Here is a 17,629-nt window from a genome sequence, read left to right as displayed (position 1 = left end):
CATTTTTATGTCAATAAAAAATTTTCTTATTAATAAAAATACAAAAATCTTTATTGTAGTAGAAAACTCCCATTTTATGGTAAACCAAAAAGAATCCATTTTGAAATAAATTGATCGTAAGTGACTCTATCTTGAGATTTTTATTAATTAGGTATTTTTCATCTTGTAGACAGGAAGAGACTTATTAAGACTTGTTTGGTATTTCTGGTGAAAATAACCACAGGTAGTACCAGCGAACGTGATACCACCTTTCAAAACGGCAATTGAAAAAACCAAATTCTTCTATGTCATGTACCGCAAAAGGTGCGGTAAGGAAGGGTTGATGGTTCTGGCAGTGTGCTGTAATCAACCTGTTCTGAGGAGTGTGCATAGGGACTTGATAGAACATGAAGAAGCTGCTCCATCACGCTGTAATCTCCTTGTTTCACTGCTGCTTCTAATGCAGCTTCAATTCGGTGGTTACGAGGAATTAGCGCAGGATTGCTGTTCCGCATCAACTGATGCGAGGATGCTCTCACTTCTTGCTGTCTGCTTAGCCTCTCCTGCCACATCTCATACCACTTAGAAAATTCTGAACTCGTAAAAAGGTCCATATTCTCCAGCGTATCAAAAGTTAATGCTCGGAAGGTATTGGTATAATCCGCACGATACTTTTGCATTATACTCAGAAGATCTTTAACAAGGGATTCATCTTGTATCTCTTCATTAAATATCCCCAGCTTTGCTCTCATTCCTGAGAGCCAGTTATTGTGATACAACTCAGTAAAATCTGATATTGCATCCTGAGCCAGTTTGATAGCCTCTTCATGATTGACATGTAGCAGCGGCAAAAGAGTTTCAGCAAATCGTGCAAGATTCCATCCGCCAATATAAGGCTGATTTCTATAGGCATAGCGACCTTGAGTATCAATGGAACTGAAAACTGTTGCCGGGTCATAATAATCCATAAAGGCGCAAGGTCCATAATCGATAGTTTCCCCGCTAATGGTCATATTATCTGTATTCATTACCCCGTGGATAAAACCAACCAATTGCCACTTGGCAATCAGCTCAGCCTGACGCTTAATCACTTCCTGAAGCAGTGAAAGGTATCGACTTTCATCATTTTCAATGTCTGGAAAATGCCTTTGTAAGGTATAATCAGCAAGGACCCGTAGTTCCTCAACCGTGCCCCATTTTGCAACGTATTGAAAGGTACCAACGCGCAAATGACTGGCAGCCACACGGGACAGGATTGCACCGTGCAAATCGGTTTCTCGGATTACCGACTCACCGGTAGTCACCACAGCTAGACTACGGGTTGTAGGAATACCGAGGGCATACATTGCTTCGCTGATGATATATTCACGTAACATCGGTCCAAGTGCTGCTCTACCATCACCCCCACGGGAGTATGGGGTTCTACCTGAACCCTTGAGCTGAATATCAAACCGCTCACCTAGGGGAGTGATTTGCTCTCCAAGCAGCATTGCCCGTCCATCCCCTAACATATTAAAATGACCGAATTGATGTCCAGCGTAAGCTTGAGCAAGAGGTAAACCACCTTCGGGAATCTGGTTGCCAGCAAGCATCGCTATTCCTTCGTCACTTTGTAACGCCTGAACGTTCAACCCCAAATAAGCTGCCAACGGTTCATTAAGAATGATTAACTTCGGTGAACGTACTGGATTTGGATTAAGGTTGGAATAAAATAATTTAGGCAAGTGAGCATAACCGTTATCTAAGTCCCATCCTATTTCTATTTTCTTTGTCATCTTTACTCCTTTTCTTCTTTTGTTTTTATGTAATTTTTAGTTATTTACTTTCCTTATTAACACAAGTCAGCACTTTTAGTTTCTACTTGTGTCAAATTATTATCCCCTTCCTCATAAAGAAGGTGTTAATTCTGTTCTATTTCTTCTATGATTAAAGACAACTCTTCCCACCGCGCCATTGTTTGCTCAAGTATTTCTTCCGTTTTTTGCTGTTCTTCATATAAATGACTAACTTTTTCCGAATCACTACCCGCTTCAACGATTTCTGTTTCAATTTCGGAAATTCTCTGCTCTATCTCAGTAATTTTATCCTCGATTTCATCCCACTCTATCTGTTCTTTATAGGACAACTTCTTGCGCCGCACTTTTGTGTTGATTTGTTTGGAGACATCTTCTTGGTTTTGTTTTTCAAGTGCTTGTTTTTCTCTTTCAGTACTTTTCATTTCCATATATTCTGTGTAATTTCCTTGAAAACGTGTTATGACTCCGTTCCCTTCAAAACAAATGAGATGATCCACTACTCGATCCAAGAAGTATCGATCATGAGAGACACTAATGACTACGCCAGCAAATACTTCTAAATAATCCTCTAATATAGTTAACGTTTGAATGTCTAAATCATTCGTAGGCTCATCCAGCAATAAAACATTCGGTTCTAACATTAATATAGATAATAAATATAATCGACGACGTTCTCCTCCAGACAATTTTCGTATATACGTCCATTGAATACTTCTAGGAAATAAAAAACGCTCTAGCATCTGTTCTGCTGTAATCGTCGAACCGTCTGCTGTTTTTACAATCTCCGCCTTTTGTTTAATATATTCAACTACTCTTAAGTTCCCATCAAGTTCCTCATTATTTTGAGTATAGTAACCGATTCTTACCGTTTCACCAACTTCGATGCTCCCTCTTTCCGGTCTGATTTTGCCAGCCAATATATTTAATAAAGTAGATTTCCCACTTCCATTAGGTCCAATAATGCCCAAGCGTTCATCGGGTACAACTAAATAACTGAAATGTTCGATTAGTATCTTTTCATCTATCGTTTTAGACAATTCTTCAATCTCAAATACTTTTTTCCCGAGTCTATTCGATCCGATTGATATATCTAAACTATCTTCTTTCATTATTGTTTTTTTATTTTGAAGTTCATTTACTCTTTGTATACGTGCTTTTTGTTTTGTGGTTCTAGCTTTAGCTCCTCGGCGTAACCAAGCTAGTTCTTTTCTTAATAGGTTTTTACGTTTGCTATCATCAATGATTGCTTGCTCTTCTCTTTCTGCTTTTTTCTCTAAAAAGGTTTCATAGTTACCTTCATACACATAAAGTTTTCCGTTATCTAGCTCAAACATCCCATTTGTCACTCTATTTAAAAAGTAACGATCATGTGTAACAAGGATGAACGAGCTTTGATATTTTGACAAATACCCTTCTAACCACTCAATCGTTTCATTGTCTAAATGGTTTGTAGGTTCATCTAAAATGAGTAAATCTGCAGGTTGAATAAGCGCCTTCGCAATGGCGACTTTTTTACGTTGTCCACCCGATAAATTTTTGACCTGTTCAGTATAGTTAGTAATTCCTAATCTAGTTAACACGGTTTTTGCCGTAGTATTCGCTTCCCATGCATCCACTAGATCCATCTTTTGCTGTTTTTTAAAAAGCGCTTCCTGTTTTTTCTGATTGTTCGGATCCTGTTCAAGATCCATTAATGCAAGCTCATATTCTCTTAATGTAACCATAACGGAGGAATTTCCATAATAAATTTGCTCTAACACGGATAAATCTTCTTCAAACTGAGGATCTTGAGGAAGATATTCAATATGGAACTGATTTGCATGAATAATGTCCCCTTTTTCAACTGAATCAAGTCCAGCAATCACTCTTAATAAGGTGGATTTGCCCGTTCCATTGACACCAATTAAACCTATTTTTTGTTTTTCAGATATTGTAAAAGAAATATCATCAAATAAAATCTTTTCACCATATGTTTTTATTACATGTTCTACTGAAAGAATACTCATTACATTCACATTCCTTGTTCCAAATTAAAGATTTATACTAGCCTGTGTTTTTGTTCTTTTTTACTATCTCATATTTTGATTAAAAATTACACAGCGCTCTTAAAAAATATTATGTTCAATAATGATGCAATAGATCTATAGCAAATATAATTTGTTATAATGAAGAAATCGAAATAAATACAGATCATAACAATAGGGAGACGAAATGATGAAAAAAAGCTTTAAAGAAAAGGAGAATGAATACAACAAGCTTTGGTATGCTAATCCAGCTAAGAAAGAAGAAGCTTTAAAAATGGTAGAACAATGCGTAAAAGATTATCCTGAAAATTTATACGTGATAAATCAGGACTTAGCTTCTTTATATAGTGAATTAAATCTACATGAAAAAGCGAATCAAGTTTTAAATGAAGCACTGGATCGAGGTATTTGGTACCCAAAAGAATTTTTCCAATCTGTGTGGGATCTCAAGGAGTATGGACAAACTGTATCAAGGTGGAGTGAAATAAGCTCCCAAGCAAAAGAAAATTCTAAGCCTAAATATGAAGTCATTTTACCAACAGAATATAACCCAAATAAAACGTATCCATTATTTATTGCACTTCATGGGTGGGGTGAAGACATTCCCATGTTTAGAGAGTTCTGGAATTCAAACCAAATAAAGAAAGAATATATTCTAGTTTACATACAGTCCTCTCAAATGGTAGGTTCTTTTCATTATTGTTGGACACATAATAAACAATCTCATGAGGAAATAGAGGAAACCATGAGTGAAATATTTTCAAAATATTTAATAAACTATGAGCAGATCATCGTAGGTGGCTTTTCAGAAGGAGCTGCTTTGTCTATGGATATTGCTTTAAATCATACCTATTTACCTGTAAAAGGTTTTATTGCTTTAAATCCGAACAAACCAAATATATTTACCACAGAAAATATCTTAAGGTCAAAACAAAGAGGAATGAGTGGAAGTATCATTACAGGAGATCAAGACCAGTGTTATAATGAGCAGATAGAAATGGTTTCTATGTTTGATGAAAATGGATTCAACTGTTTCTTTACTGTAAAAGAAAACTTTGGTCATTGGTTTCCAGAAAACTTGAGTGAAAAATTAGATGACTCATTAGAATATATTAATAAACAATGATAAAAACATGAAAAAATCCCCTTAGTATTACACTTAAGGGGATTTTTTATATGATCCTTATGAAGCTATTATTTGCTTGTTAACTATACTCACCTTCTGCTCTTTATCTACTCTCTTGTAAAGTTCTGCAAAAATAAAATAATAGATAGCTACTCCAACGAACCCAATACTTATAATAAAGATACTCATCACAAACGTTGATAAATATGCACTTATCGTTACAGAAATAGAAGTAATGATTTGAGCAAGATTAAGCGTCATATTATTTACTGCCATATAAGAGCTTCTTGCTTCTGCAGGCGGAATGGATGCCATATATGAATGCAGAACGGGTAACTTAACCACCTCTCCTAATGTGGCAACGGCAATAAAAACAAATAAAAGCCAAATGTGATTTGTAAAAGATACGACGCCATATCCTATAACAAAAAGGATAGAACCTAATAGAAGTACATTTTTATCTGAATATCGTTTGAACAAACTCGTTGTAAATAGAAGAAATAATACAACTAGAATTGTGTTCTCAGTAAGGAGAAAACCCACCATATTCACGCCATCTAATTTCCAGAACAAAAAAGTCTGAGTTGACATTTCCTTACTAAGTCTAATGCCAATGTAGTTGGGTAATTGAATTTCCATGGATAATATGAATACACCCGCGATCATAAATAGAATAAACAATTTATCTTTAAATACGAGACTATACGTTTTAACCATCTCTGTCACATGGGATGCAGCATTTTCTTTTTTTACAGGAAAGTAACTTTCTTCAATGAAAAATAACACTAAAATCACAACTACTAAAGCACCTACGGTGAGCCCGATTAATAACTCAAATAAATAATGTTCAAAAAATAGAGCACCTAGTATTGCACCAAACGCTATAGATAGATTATTTGCCCAATACGTAATGGAGTACATAACTCTTCTTTGTTCTGGTTTACTTACATCTATTAACATGGCTTGATTAGCAGGACCTGACAATCCCATAAATATTGTATTCAAAGTCATCATTAAAAATGTGGTAAAAACGGATTCAAACCAAGGTGAATTAGATAACATCATGACCAAAAAAGCTATAAAACGGCCTATTTCTGCATATAGGATCAACTTCTTCCTCCCATAATTATCGGAAAAATAACCTCCAAAAAAATTGATTACAATACCCATCAGTACATTTAAAAATAGTAAAATCCCTGCTGTTTTCACTCCATAATAACTAGATAAATAAATGGCCATAAAAGGAAAAATCATACTTCCTATAAATTTACTAATAAAGGTCTCTATAATCCTAATCTTAATATTAATATGAAAGTCTTTAAAACTCATCTTCACTCCTCCTCTTCTCTATGTGTTTGTAATGGTTATGGATCATTATGCATTACACAAAAGAGGTTAAAAAGGGTATAATTAAATCAATTGCAACCCCTTTATTTAAAGGAGGAATATATACGGAATGAAAGATTTAGACTATTTTCAAATGAGAGCCCTTTTTTATACTAGAGAAATTGACAATACCGCTTCATTTAAAATGAAAGAACTACAAGAGATATGGTTTTGCAACAAAAAAAACGCAAAAATAAAAGTAAGAAAATTTGAAACAGAAGGAAAATATGTTTATAAACCTGGAAAAGGCAGAGGGAACTCATCTCAACTTATTTTTACAAAACCTCTTCAAGAGGAGATAAAGATGATCATTAACGAAAACATTAAACGTGATCATTTAGAGGATGCTTTTCAATTGTTACAACTACCGATTCCAAAATCATGGGTGTTGGATTTAACAAAAGAAATACAAAAAAAGTTTGGTTATCAATCAAATCATTCAAAAGATGTACTTCGACTGATGATGTTAAAAAGAATTGTAACGTTAGATCCACTGCAATGTTCCATTAACTTTGAAGAGTATTTAATACGACATTTAGGAAGCACTCTCGTTACATTTGATCAAAAGACAGAGACCATCCAACCTCATTTAGCACATCATTGGAATGTGGAGGATGACAATAGAACTTGGACATTTCATTTGAGAAAAGGTGTTCATTTCCATCATCAACGAACATTAAATAGTGAAGATGTAAAGTATACATTTGAACGTACAAAAGAATCGCCTTTCTCTAAACAATGGTTGTTGGAGAACATCAAAAAGATTGAATGTTTATCCCCTTATACCGTACGATTTCATTTATCACAAGCGAATCCGTTATTTTTACGTTATGTAAGTGCAACTTCACTTTCTATTCTACCTAAGGATGAACCATTTGATGAATACAAATGGATTGGAACAGGACCATTCCAGTTAAAAAAACGTACAGAAAATGTGATTGTACTAGAAGCATTTGATTTATATTTTTTAGAACGCCCATTTATTGATGAAATTGAATTTTATCTTATTTCCAATGAGACAAAAGATGTTATGACTATACAAATTAGAGGGGAACAAGCAAAGGAAGCTTCCATTAACAAAGTAGATAGACTTAATGGGGTTCGATTTCTTGCTATTAATTTCAACAAACCTTCTATTGTTCACAATCATTCGTTTAGAGCTGCACTTTATCACTTATTGGATATGAATAAAATGTGGAATGATAACGGATACGACCATTTAGTAGAAGCATCAAGTTATTTCCCATGGAATTCAATACAAACTGAACCTAAAAAAAGAAGGCTTGTAAAATCATTAGTGGAACAATCAGGGTATCAAGGAGAGACACTCACCGTTTACACGAAACATATAGATACAGAAAAAGCAGAATGGTTTGTGAAGGAAGCTGCCACTGAAGGTATTCAATTACAATATAAAATATTTGAGATGGATGATTTTTATTCACCTTTATTGGCTCAAGAAGCAGATCTACTTTTTGCAAGTGAAGTTTCTTCTTATGATTATCATTTATCTTTCATAGAAGCACTTTATAACAAAACCAATTTATTTCAAAGATTTATAAGTAAAGCGCATTTAATTTATATTGAAGAATGTTTATCTAAAATGAAATATGAACCTGAACATCATAAACGAGAATATTGGATGAGTCAAATAGAACAATACTTAAGAGAGCAACATCTGATTCTCTATTTATACCACCCTCATATTTACAGAACCTTTAACCATACCATACAAGATACTGAGTTCGAGGCATTAGGGTATGATGATTTTAGGAAAGCATGGATTGATATGAGGGACTGAATCATTCAGCTCTTCTCCAAAAACTCTAATCGATTCCCAAAAGGATCATTTATGAAAAAGCGTTTCACCCCTTCTATCTCATAATCTTCTTTCACTTCTAATCCATGTTTTTTCAAATGTTCTCCTAGTTCTATAACGTGTTTCACTTCAATAGCAGGATGTGCTTTTTTAGCAGGTTGAAAATTTTCTTGAATTCCAATATGAACTTGATGAATACCACATTGGAACCATACTCCTCCTCTGATTTTTAACTTTTCTGGTTTGGGTTTTTCCTTCATTCCTAAGACATTACCATAAAATTGCCTTGCCTGATCCTCGCTGTCTTTTGGTGCAGCTAATTGCACGTGGTCAATGTGTAAAAACTGATATTTCATATTGATTTCACCACTCTTTGTTTTACTATATGAAACTTTATTTCATTTTATAAAATTATACCATTTATTTTAACGTGTTGTAAATCATTTCAAATGAGTTTGATCTTGTTATACAAGAAAAAACACCTTCCAAATTGTCGCTTTCTTTAACGACTTTAGAGGTGTTTTTCTAAATTTGAGAATAGCTAACACTATTTATTTAATTCTTCCTTCGTATAATAAGCAATTCCAATCGTTCCTGGTCCAACATGTAAACCAGCTACTGGACCGATAGGAGCTAGCCCTACAGCTTTATCAATTTTTTGTCCTATTTTATCTGCGATGGATTTGGCTTGTTTTTCACAATGAATATGATGAATGATAACGTCACCTAAACCATATTCTTTAATATTTTCATAAAACTCATTGACCATTTTTTCGATTGCTCTTTTTTTGGTTCTGGCATTGCTAAAAACACCAGTTTTACCAGCTTTTACTGTAAGAATAGGTTTAATTTGTAATACGGAACCTATCAATGCTTTTGCCGTACCTATTCTTCCCCCTCGTTTTAAATATTCCAATGTTTCTGGAACAAAAAGAATACGACTTCTTTTTAAATTTCTTTGAACTGCTTCTATGATTTCAGAAACCGTTTTTCCTGCTTTTGCTGCTCGAGCTGCTGCTAACGTTGCAAATCCCAACTGCATAATATTCACTCTTGAATCTATTAATTCAATTTTAGCTTTAGGATATTTTTCTAATATAATATGTTTAACCATTAACGCAGTTTCATACGTTCCGCTCATTTCTGAAGAAACAAATACACCTACGATCTCATGTCCATTTTTGATGTGATTTTCAAACACTTCATGAAATTCATCTACAGAGGGCTGAGAGGAACTCGGTAAATCATTTCTATTGGCTAATTTCTCATAAAATTTCTCTTGATCAATATCTAGTTCTCTTTCACATCGACCTTCATCTACAACATTTTGTGAAACAACCGAGATATCAAATTGATTCAATAAAAAATCAGGAATATAAGAAGTGCTATCCGTAATAATTTTAACTGTCATTTTTTGTCCACCTTCATATGTGAGTCTTTGCTAGTCCATTTATATCATTGTATTGCAACATTTGTCTATGGTAAAAATCATGACATTTCACAAAATCATTCTTTTATAATCATTTTATAGCAACAGTTCCTCTTGGGTGTAATAGGCAATTCCAATCGCACCAGGCCCTACATGTGTACCTATTACTGGACCAATTGAACAAATCTGCACCTTTTTACCAATGATTTCTTTAATTGTATTGGCTAACTCTTTAGCCTCTTCCTCGCATTGGATATGATGTACGATGACATCGCCTAAACCAAACGTTTTTATATTTTCAAAAAATACATCTGTCATTTTCGTAATTGCACGTTTTTTTGTTCTTATTCTGTCGATCACATTTGTTTTTCCATCAAACACAGTTAAAATGGGTTTGATTTTAAGAACCGAACTTAACAAAGCTTTGGCTGAACCTATTCTACCTCCTTTTTTCAAATACTCCAACGTTTCTGGGATAAATATAAATCGACTTCTTTCAATATTTTCTTTTACCGCTCTAACAACTTCTCTGATGCACTTACCTACAATCGCTTCTTTTGCTGCTGTTAATGCAGCAAAACCCAGTTGCATGCTGTTTGACCTAGAATCAATGATTTCTATGCTTGCTTTAGGATATTTCTCTAATATCATGTTACTTGCTAAAAGTGCAGTAGAATAAGTCCCACTCATTTCTGAGGAAATGAATATAGCTACAATATCATGATTTTGTTTTACTAAATTTTCAAAAACAGTGTATAAATCATTAACAGAAGGTTGAGAGGAGGTAGGCAGCTCCTTACTTTTGGATAACTTTTCATAAAAATACTCAACACTTACATCCAATTCTTTAAATGATTCATCTTGAAAGGATACACTTAAAGGTACTACTGTGATATCATACTGTTTTTGCAATTTTTCTGGTATATAGGACGTGCTATCTGTTACGACTCTTATAGCCATGTATTTCTCCACCTTAATTTACTTATTTCTTTGAAGTTACTTTGTTTTTATTTTTACTCATTGTAATCTATATTAACCCTAAAAATTTCCTTAAATTATATATTCATAAAGAAATTAATTTCAGACTACCATAGGTACCAATATATCATCCAGTTAGTTCTTGTTAAATAGGTCTTTAATCGTGATGTTTTCATCTTATCTTTTCTACCATTGTTAACATATTACTTATTTACTATTTTTTAAAACAAAGGTGTATCTTCTGTAAAAGGATCTAAACTTTCCATATGACTTTTAACAATTTCTTTAAAAATCTCCAAGGCTTCTTTATACGTTTTTAAAGATAAATTACCATAACTAATTCTTAAGTGATTTACCTCCGGTTCGTTCGGATAACACATGGCTGAAGGCAAGAATAAAAGCTCTTGTTTTAAACAATCTATGAGTAAATGTTCTGTATTCACATGCGTAGGGAATGTAATCCACATAACGGGCCCACCACACGGAACAGTCCATCTTAGCCCCTCAATATCTAAATGGTTTAATGTGTCAATTAATAAGTCTCTTCTTAACAGCAGTAAGTTGTTCATTTTTTTAAAATGCGCTTCAAAATTAAAAGACTGAATAAATCGAGCAATAATTCTTTGATTTAACAATGGTGAGCCAAGGTCAGAAACACTTTTAGCCGCTTTTAATTTATTTAAAATTTTCCCATCTGCTACTATACATCCTACTCTAAAACCGGGAGAAATCGGTTTGCTAAAACTTTTCAAATAAATAACATGGCCATCCTCATCTATCGATTTCATAGGTTTTGTTGAACCTTCGAATCTTAATTCCCCCCATGGATCATCTTCGATAATGATGACATGAAACGCCTGTGCAATTTCAACTAATCGCCTGCGTTTCTTTTCACTAAGAATGGTACCTGTTGGATTTTGAAACGTAGGGTTTGTATATATAAATTTCGGTGAAAACTGCTCACACATTTGTAAAAGAACGTTTAAATTCATACCATCTTCATTTGTTGGAATGGTTTTGATGGTGACACCACGGGATTTCAAAATATCTATTATACCAATATAGGTAGGTGCCTCAACAAATACGACATCCCCTTCCCCAAGAAAGGTTCTGGCAATAAGCTCTAACCCCTGTTGTGCACCACTAGTAATAACAATTTGTTCAGCAGAAACTTCTAATCCTTCATCCAACAAATATTCACTTACAACCTCTCTTAAAATTTGATCCCCAGGTCCAGGGCTATATGAAGATAAAATGGTAGGTTCATCTTGAATTACCAATGTACTTATTTCAGTTAAATGTTCTACAGGTAATAATTCATGTGCTAAATTGGCAAGAGATAAATTGTATTTATGCTGTCTAGAGAAAGATTTCATTTCTTTCCACGTTTGGGCTCTAGGTAAAAAGTCTTCAATCATGTTTTGCCAGTTGTAAGGATTCTCCTCTTCGATTCTCTTAACACTTCTTTTGGCATAACTTCCCTTTCCTTGTCTTCTTTCTATTAACTGTTTCTTTTCTAACATTTCATATGATTTTTGAACGGTAACTAAGCTAACCCCCAACTGTTCAGCCAGTTTTCTAACCGATGGGAGTTTTTCACCTTCTGATATTAACCCCGAAAGGATTCGGTCAGAAATAGATTGAAATATTTGCTCTGGAAGTGATTGATCCTTTTTTTTGGTTAATGAGATTTTCATTTATCTTCAACTCTTTTCTGATAACTGTTATAAAAGTTGTTTTACTGTTATATATATTATACCTTATTATTACCTCAATGTAGTAAATATTTCTTGCAAAAATAAACATCATTGGGGAGGGTCATATGGTTATTTTAAATTATTTAGTGATTTGTTTTATATTTGGTACAACATTTTTTGCTATTAAGGTAGGTATAGACGCTGGTGTAGAACCAGTTTTTTCTGCATCTTTGAGATTTATAATTGCAGGGCTGATGGTCACACTGTTTTTTAAAATACGTAAAGTGAAATTTCCTTCTATAACAGTTTTAAAACAGATCGTTATCATTGGGTTTTGTATTACCTTTGGGACTTTTTCAACTTTATATTGGGCCGAACAGTACATCCCTTCAGGACTAGCTGCTATTTTATCCGCTTTTGGACCTATCATGGTTTTATTATTCAATAAATATGATGAGAAATCAAAACTCTCTTCTATGCAAATTTTAGGTTTAGGAGCAAGCTTGGGAGGTGTAATATTTATTGCATCTCCAGGGGTAAAAGGTGATTTTGATATATTATGGATGATTGCTTCCATTGCAATTGTATTAAGTCAGTTTTTTTATAGTTTTGGGACGATCCGTTCAAAAAAAATAATGGCTGAGAAATCTGAAATCTCTCCGTTTTTATTAAATGGCCTTCAAATGTTATTTGGTGGAATCATGTTATTGATTTTTTCTTTATTGTTCGAAAAACCTACGTTAACATCATTAACAGACGTAACCGTTTCACTTTCTATTCTCTATTTAATTGTTTTTGGCTCGATCATGGGGCATGGTTTATTTTATTGGTTAGTAAGCAAAACAAATCCTGTTTTCCCATCTACATGGTTATATGTTTCTCCTATTATTGCCATGGTGCTAGGCATTGTATTTTTGAATGAGACTATCCAAACGTTATCTATTGTGGGATCGATCATGGTATTGGTTGGCGTATTTTTGACAAATCAGAACATATTAACTGAGTATTATGTGAAGGGCTCATTGTTTAGAGTAAACCAAGAAAGCAAAAGAAATTACCCATAGTTTATTTATCAACATTCATACTTCGATGATAGTCTAACTATAATCATGATAAGATACCTAATGATAAATGATGTTTATCCAAGTTACATCAGAATTGGGAGGATAGACCTAGACATTTAAATAAATAGACTGATCGAGGGGAAAATCATATGAATCGTTTTTATTACGGTATACTTGTTGTATTGGCTACTTCACTTATGGGATCTTCTTTTACGATAGGAAAAATGGGATTAACCTACATTTCACCATTCCTTCTAGTTGGATTGCGCTTTACAATTGCTGGTTCTATAATGATTTTATGGGTGAAAAAAAACAAACTTCCTACAACGATGAAGAATTGGGGCAAAATATTTACGATTGGACTTTTCCAAACTGCTGGCGTTATGGGTTGTATATTTCTTAGCCTAAGAACAATAACTGCAGGTGAATCATCCATATTAACATTTATTAACCCACTTCTTGTCGTAATTTTGGGAACAATATTTCTTAATCTGAAATATCGTCTTTACCAATGGATAGGAGTAATGATTGGATGTATAGGAGTGATAGTTACACTAGGATTCCACTTACAGTTAAAATCAGGAACAATATTTGGCTTAGGAGCAGGGCTTTCTTGGGCTATTGCAACGATTTTAGTAAAGAAATGGGGATCTCATTTTAATATATGGGCATTAACTGCATATCAAATGTTATTTGGAGGTTTGCTACTCTTGCTTTTAAGTATAACGATTGAAAATCCAATATTCATAATTAACATAGAATCTATTTTAATCGTACTGTACCTTGCCATTATGGGCTCGATTGTTCAATTTGCAACTTGGTACTACCTACTTAGTTTAGGTGACCCAGGGAAAACTAGTGCATTCCTTTTTCTAGCACCGTTTTTTGGCGTATTATCAGGATGGATGATACTAGAAGAAATTGTACAGTGGTATGTTTATTTGGGAGGTTTATTTATTTTTATAGGTATATTTTTAGTTAACTGGAACCCCAATGTGAATCCACAAAAGTAAAAAAAGAGCTTTGGCGTATAAAAATAAAAATCTTAAACTCAACAATACTAGAAAGTAGGAATAGAAAATGCCCCGCATACTCTTTATTGTACTTATATTACTCAGCATCATTTGGGGAGGATCATTTTACTTTATTAAAATATTACTTGAAGATTTTGGTCCTTGGACGATTGCTTTTTTAAGATCTTCTTTCGGTTTAGTTACCATTGTTCTGATTATGCTCATATTACGAAAACCTTTTGAACTTAGAAAGATGCCTTGGGTCCCTTTAACTATTATGGCTTTAATTAATACGGCTATCCCATGGACTTTTATTGCATTTAGTGAAACTAGATTATCTAGCAGTATGGCCTCTGTATTAAATGCAACAACTCCACTGTGGACCATTATAGTTGGTATAGTATTTTTTAGTGCAGCTACTAACCGTATGCAATGGTTAGGCATCGGAATGGGTTTAATCGGCCTAATTATTTTACTTGATATTAGTCCAGTTCATATTATTTCAGTAGATTTACTTGGATTTGTTTGTATGATCTTAGCTACTCTTTGTTATGCATTTGGATCTCAACTATCTAAACGTCTACTAAAAGGATTGTCCATGTATCAGATTACTTTTTGTACACTGCTTATAGGTGCACTTGGCAGTGGAAGTTTTGCTTTATCCCTAGAATACATATCGATATCCAACCTCATCTCTTGGACAAATATTGCAGTATTAATTGGGCTAGGTGTATTTGGTTCGGGTATCGCCTACATTTTATTTTATTATCTCGTTCAAAATGGAAGTGCTGAGTTTGCAACAATGGTAACTTATCTTGTGCCTGGTACTGCTATCATATGGGGATATACTCTTCTTAATGAACAGGTTAGTTGGAGTTTATTAGTAGGGCTTGTATTCGTTCTTGCTGGTGTATTTTTATCTAGTAGAAAACAGCCAGATAAGGTTGTTGATGATCCACTATTGAAAAATCAAAAATTAAAAAAACAAAAGGCTCAGACATCTAAATTGTGATATATCACTTACCAAACTGGAAGAAATAATTGAAAAAAGACTATATTTTCATTAGTGAATAATAAATAGTCATCTATATTTCAAAGTATAGTCTGATTTTTTTGTCTGGTCTATGTTTTTTATTCACCCATCTGAGTAGTAATTTGCCAACGCACACCATAAGAATCTTCTAAACGCCCAAACATGGACCCCCAGAACATTTTTTCAAATGGCATGACAACTTTCCCTCCATTAGAGAGATTATCAAATGCATTTCTTGCAGCTTCTTCTGTTTCAAATTCGAGTGTTAAATCCATTTGATTTCCACTCTGAATAGGTTCCTTCACAGAATCAGACATGAAAAAGTGAATACCTGCTGCCTGAAAAACTAGGTGCATTACTTTATCTTTTATTTCCTTTGCTGCTTCAGGTGCATCAGAATACGTCTGAACATTAATCATCTCACCTTGTAATGCTTGCACATAAAATTCCGCCTGTTTCTTTGCATCATTTGAAAAAATATACGGGTAAAGCCTTGCCATTGTACCCTCTCCTCTTTAAATATTTTTAAATATCATAAATAACTTGTTTTTCTAAATGATAGTACTTCAATATATATGCAATCACTAGATTCTTCACCAAATTTCAAAAGGTTATAAACATGTACATTGATACAAACAATATACATATTTACAACCTAATGGTGAATAATTGTTCAAATCATTATTGGAAACGCTTACTGTTTTCTTTCTACTTTATTTTCATTGTTTTAAGAGTGGAGTACTTTTTTAGAATAAAATAATGTGTGATTTTAAAAAGTTTTTTAAAGACTTGGTTTAAAGGGTAGGTTCATTTGTGGTAAATGTTCAATAACCATTTTCTTAAAGTAAAGGTTTATCAATTAAAATTTCTGGGTGATCTTCTACAAGAGTTGGAGATACTGACGTAGACATAGCAAAAAAGAATATTAACAAAAAACTTAGAACAAGTAAATTCTTCAAAATATAACACCTCCTATCACAATTTGCTTATTGTAATGATCTTTTTATAAAAATCACTAGATTTTTTATATTTTGCACAGTCATAGTAGTAATCCCCTAAGTTTGTGTAAATTTCAATTAACATATCTGGAGTATAATTTTTTTGAAAATATTGAATAGCCTCATTTTCTAAATATTCCCTTGAATGATCTTTATGAATATCATTCAAACTATCGATTGATCTTAATTTATGTTCTGTAAATTTCCATTTATTTTTTGTAGCATAATCCAAACCTTTATTTAACCAATGTTTAAATTGTTGATAATCATTTAAATTTAAATAAGCCTTTAATATGTACATAATTGTATTCCAATAGGATTCTGTATCTTCATTTTTATATTCTAATGCTCGTAAGTAGTATTCTAATGCTTTTTTATTTTCATTTCTTTTATAGTATAAATATCCAAAATTGTGATAAATATTCCCTAATCTTATCTTATCTTTTATTTTTTCTGCAAATCTTAATGAACTTTCCAAGTTTATCAATGCATCATCAAACTGATTTAACCTAATATAGTTAATAATTAGAATGATTCTAGTGTCAATCATGCGTTCATAATCTAGATCACGTTGATAATAATCCAAAGCTACTTTTGCATAATATATGGCATCTGAAATATGAAACAATCTACTATAAGTTAAAGACAAAGTATAATAAACATGAGGGTCTCTTTCCAATAATTTTATTTTTTTAGAAATTTGATGCGCTTTATTTAATAAGCTTAAAACATGGTTAAGATCATTTTTAATATAATAATAAACACCTTTAAAATGATAAAACATATATTGTTGATGATCAGACAACAATTTCTCAACATCATTTAGTTCATTAATTAGTTTTAGACATCGACTAAACTCCTGTTTATATAAACAATGTCTAATATCAACTAATTTATACTGATTAATAATAGTTGGGTTTGTGATATTAATGATATCCAATTTACATTGTTGATATGTTTCCTCTATTTGCTCTACATTTCTACTACGTATGGCTTCATACCATGCTTGAATTAAATCTAGTGTTTTACTTTCAAATTCTTCATCTTTCATTGTATACTGGATGCCTAACTTCTTAAAAAGTAAAGATATAATTTCATCACTGGCTTCCGTATTATGATTTTCAATCTTACTTAAATAAGGAATAGAACATACGCCAGCCGCAAGTTCTTTTTGGGTCATTCCTTTTTTAATTCTATTGTAATATATTCTTTCTCCTAATTTCAATACAAACCCTCCAATTCAGGGTTGGGAAATATACTGCTTTTTATTGATTTATTATACCACTT

General features: G+C 33.0%; 14 protein-coding genes. 5 read left to right on the top strand and 9 right to left on the bottom strand.

Annotated features, from left to right (window positions below; genetic code table 11):
* Positions 1 to 287: 287 nt before the first annotated feature.
* Both ERL59_RS09940 and ERL59_RS09935 read right to left on the bottom strand, forming a co-directional pair.
* A complete protein-coding gene (locus tag ERL59_RS09940) occupies positions 288 to 1,754 on the bottom strand; it encodes a protein adenylyltransferase SelO (protein WP_160646055.1) in 1,467 nt (488 codons plus the stop codon).
* A gap of 125 nt (positions 1,755 to 1,879) precedes the next feature.
* A complete protein-coding gene (locus ERL59_RS09935) occupies positions 1,880 to 3,781 on the bottom strand; it encodes an ABC-F family ATP-binding cassette domain-containing protein (protein WP_160646054.1) in 1,902 nt (633 codons plus the stop codon).
* 208 nt (positions 3,782 to 3,989) lie between these two features.
* Here ERL59_RS09935 and ERL59_RS09930 point away from each other — a divergent pair, with 208 nt between their 5' ends.
* Complete coding sequence (locus tag ERL59_RS09930) at positions 3,990 to 4,925, top strand: alpha/beta hydrolase (RefSeq protein ID WP_160646053.1); 936 nt, start codon at positions 3,990 to 3,992, stop codon at positions 4,923 to 4,925.
* A 57-nt stretch (positions 4,926 to 4,982) separates the two neighbouring features.
* Here the strand turns inward: ERL59_RS09930 and ERL59_RS09925 are convergent, their stop codons facing one another.
* Positions 4,983 to 6,254 (bottom strand): MDR family MFS transporter, encoded by a 1,272-nt coding sequence (locus tag ERL59_RS09925; protein ID WP_160646052.1) that lies wholly within the window; start codon positions 6,252 to 6,254, stop codon positions 4,983 to 4,985.
* A gap of 127 nt (positions 6,255 to 6,381) precedes the next feature.
* Between ERL59_RS09925 and ERL59_RS09920 the strand changes: the two genes are divergently transcribed.
* Entirely contained in the window at positions 6,382 to 8,112 is a 1,731-nt protein-coding gene (locus tag ERL59_RS09920) for an ABC transporter substrate-binding protein (protein ID WP_160646051.1), read from the top strand.
* Between the two features lie 5 nt (positions 8,113 to 8,117).
* On the opposite strand, the gene ERL59_RS09915 is transcribed toward ERL59_RS09920, so the two are convergent.
* From ERL59_RS09915 to pdxR, 4 genes are all read right to left on the bottom strand, one after another.
* The gene (locus ERL59_RS09915) at positions 8,118 to 8,486 is read right to left on the bottom strand and encodes a VOC family protein (protein ID WP_160646050.1); all 369 of its coding nucleotides are present in this window, start codon (positions 8,484 to 8,486) and stop codon (positions 8,118 to 8,120) included.
* A gap of 191 nt (positions 8,487 to 8,677) precedes the next feature.
* Positions 8,678 to 9,541, bottom strand: a complete 864-nt coding sequence (locus tag ERL59_RS09910) for a DegV family protein (RefSeq protein WP_160646049.1) — start codon at positions 9,539 to 9,541, stop codon at positions 8,678 to 8,680.
* Between the two features lie 114 nt (positions 9,542 to 9,655).
* A complete protein-coding gene (locus ERL59_RS09905; protein WP_160646048.1) occupies positions 9,656 to 10,519 on the bottom strand; it encodes a DegV family protein in 864 nt (287 codons plus the stop codon).
* A gap of 239 nt (positions 10,520 to 10,758) precedes the next feature.
* On the bottom strand, positions 10,759 to 12,234 hold the full coding sequence (pdxR, locus tag ERL59_RS09900) for a MocR-like pyridoxine biosynthesis transcription factor PdxR (protein WP_160646047.1): 1,476 nt from the start codon (positions 12,232 to 12,234) through the stop codon (positions 10,759 to 10,761).
* A 125-nt stretch (positions 12,235 to 12,359) separates the two neighbouring features.
* Between pdxR and ERL59_RS09895 the strand changes: the two genes are divergently transcribed.
* From ERL59_RS09895 to ERL59_RS09885, 3 genes are all read left to right on the top strand, one after another.
* A complete protein-coding gene (locus ERL59_RS09895; protein ID WP_160646046.1) occupies positions 12,360 to 13,298 on the top strand; it encodes a DMT family transporter in 939 nt (312 codons plus the stop codon).
* Between the two features lie 149 nt (positions 13,299 to 13,447).
* Entirely contained in the window at positions 13,448 to 14,311 is an 864-nt protein-coding gene (locus ERL59_RS09890) for a DMT family transporter (protein ID WP_160646045.1), read from the top strand.
* Between the two features lie 67 nt (positions 14,312 to 14,378).
* Entirely contained in the window at positions 14,379 to 15,323 is a 945-nt protein-coding gene (locus tag ERL59_RS09885; protein WP_160646044.1) for a DMT family transporter, read from the top strand.
* A 119-nt stretch (positions 15,324 to 15,442) separates the two neighbouring features.
* Here ERL59_RS09885 and ERL59_RS09880 read toward each other — a convergent pair whose 3' ends face one another.
* Both ERL59_RS09880 and ERL59_RS09875 read right to left on the bottom strand, forming a co-directional pair.
* Entirely contained in the window at positions 15,443 to 15,844 is a 402-nt protein-coding gene (locus tag ERL59_RS09880; protein ID WP_160646043.1) for a VOC family protein, read from the bottom strand.
* Between the two features lie 475 nt (positions 15,845 to 16,319).
* Entirely contained in the window at positions 16,320 to 17,567 is a 1,248-nt protein-coding gene (locus tag ERL59_RS09875; protein ID WP_160646042.1) for a tetratricopeptide repeat protein, read from the bottom strand.
* Positions 17,568 to 17,629 lie beyond the last annotated feature (62 nt).

Source organism: Chengkuizengella marina (assembly GCF_009910845.1).
Classification (GTDB): domain Bacteria; phylum Bacillota; class Bacilli; order Paenibacillales; family KCTC-33759; genus Chengkuizengella; species Chengkuizengella marina.
Note: the sequence above shows the minus strand (reverse complement) of the source record. Positions and strands in the feature narration are given on the sequence as shown.

Bases quoted from the DNA above. Each gene is read 5' to 3' on its own strand.
- ERL59_RS09940 (WP_160646055.1), bottom strand. From the start codon at position 1,754: ATGACAAAGAAAATAGAAATAGGATGGGACTTAGATAACGGTTATGCT.
- ERL59_RS09935 (WP_160646054.1), bottom strand. From the start codon at position 3,781: ATGAGTATTCTTTCAGTAGAACATGTAATAAAAACATATGGTGAAAAG.
- ERL59_RS09930 (WP_160646053.1), top strand. From the start codon at position 3,990: ATGAAAAAAAGCTTTAAAGAAAAGGAGAATGAATACAACAAGCTTTGG.
- ERL59_RS09925 (WP_160646052.1), bottom strand. From the start codon at position 6,254: ATGAGTTTTAAAGACTTTCATATTAATATTAAGATTAGGATTATAGAG.
- ERL59_RS09920 (WP_160646051.1), top strand. From the start codon at position 6,382: ATGAAAGATTTAGACTATTTTCAAATGAGAGCCCTTTTTTATACTAGA.
- ERL59_RS09915 (WP_160646050.1), bottom strand. From the start codon at position 8,486: ATGAAATATCAGTTTTTACACATTGACCACGTGCAATTAGCTGCACCA.
- ERL59_RS09910 (WP_160646049.1), bottom strand. From the start codon at position 9,541: ATGACAGTTAAAATTATTACGGATAGCACTTCTTATATTCCTGATTTT.
- ERL59_RS09905 (WP_160646048.1), bottom strand. From the start codon at position 10,519: ATGGCTATAAGAGTCGTAACAGATAGCACGTCCTATATACCAGAAAAA.
- pdxR (WP_160646047.1), bottom strand. From the start codon at position 12,234: ATGAAAATCTCATTAACCAAAAAAAAGGATCAATCACTTCCAGAGCAA.
- ERL59_RS09895 (WP_160646046.1), top strand. From the start codon at position 12,360: ATGGTTATTTTAAATTATTTAGTGATTTGTTTTATATTTGGTACAACA.
- ERL59_RS09890 (WP_160646045.1), top strand. From the start codon at position 13,448: ATGAATCGTTTTTATTACGGTATACTTGTTGTATTGGCTACTTCACTT.
- ERL59_RS09885 (WP_160646044.1), top strand. From the start codon at position 14,379: ATGCCCCGCATACTCTTTATTGTACTTATATTACTCAGCATCATTTGG.
- ERL59_RS09880 (WP_160646043.1), bottom strand. From the start codon at position 15,844: ATGGCAAGGCTTTACCCGTATATTTTTTCAAATGATGCAAAGAAACAG.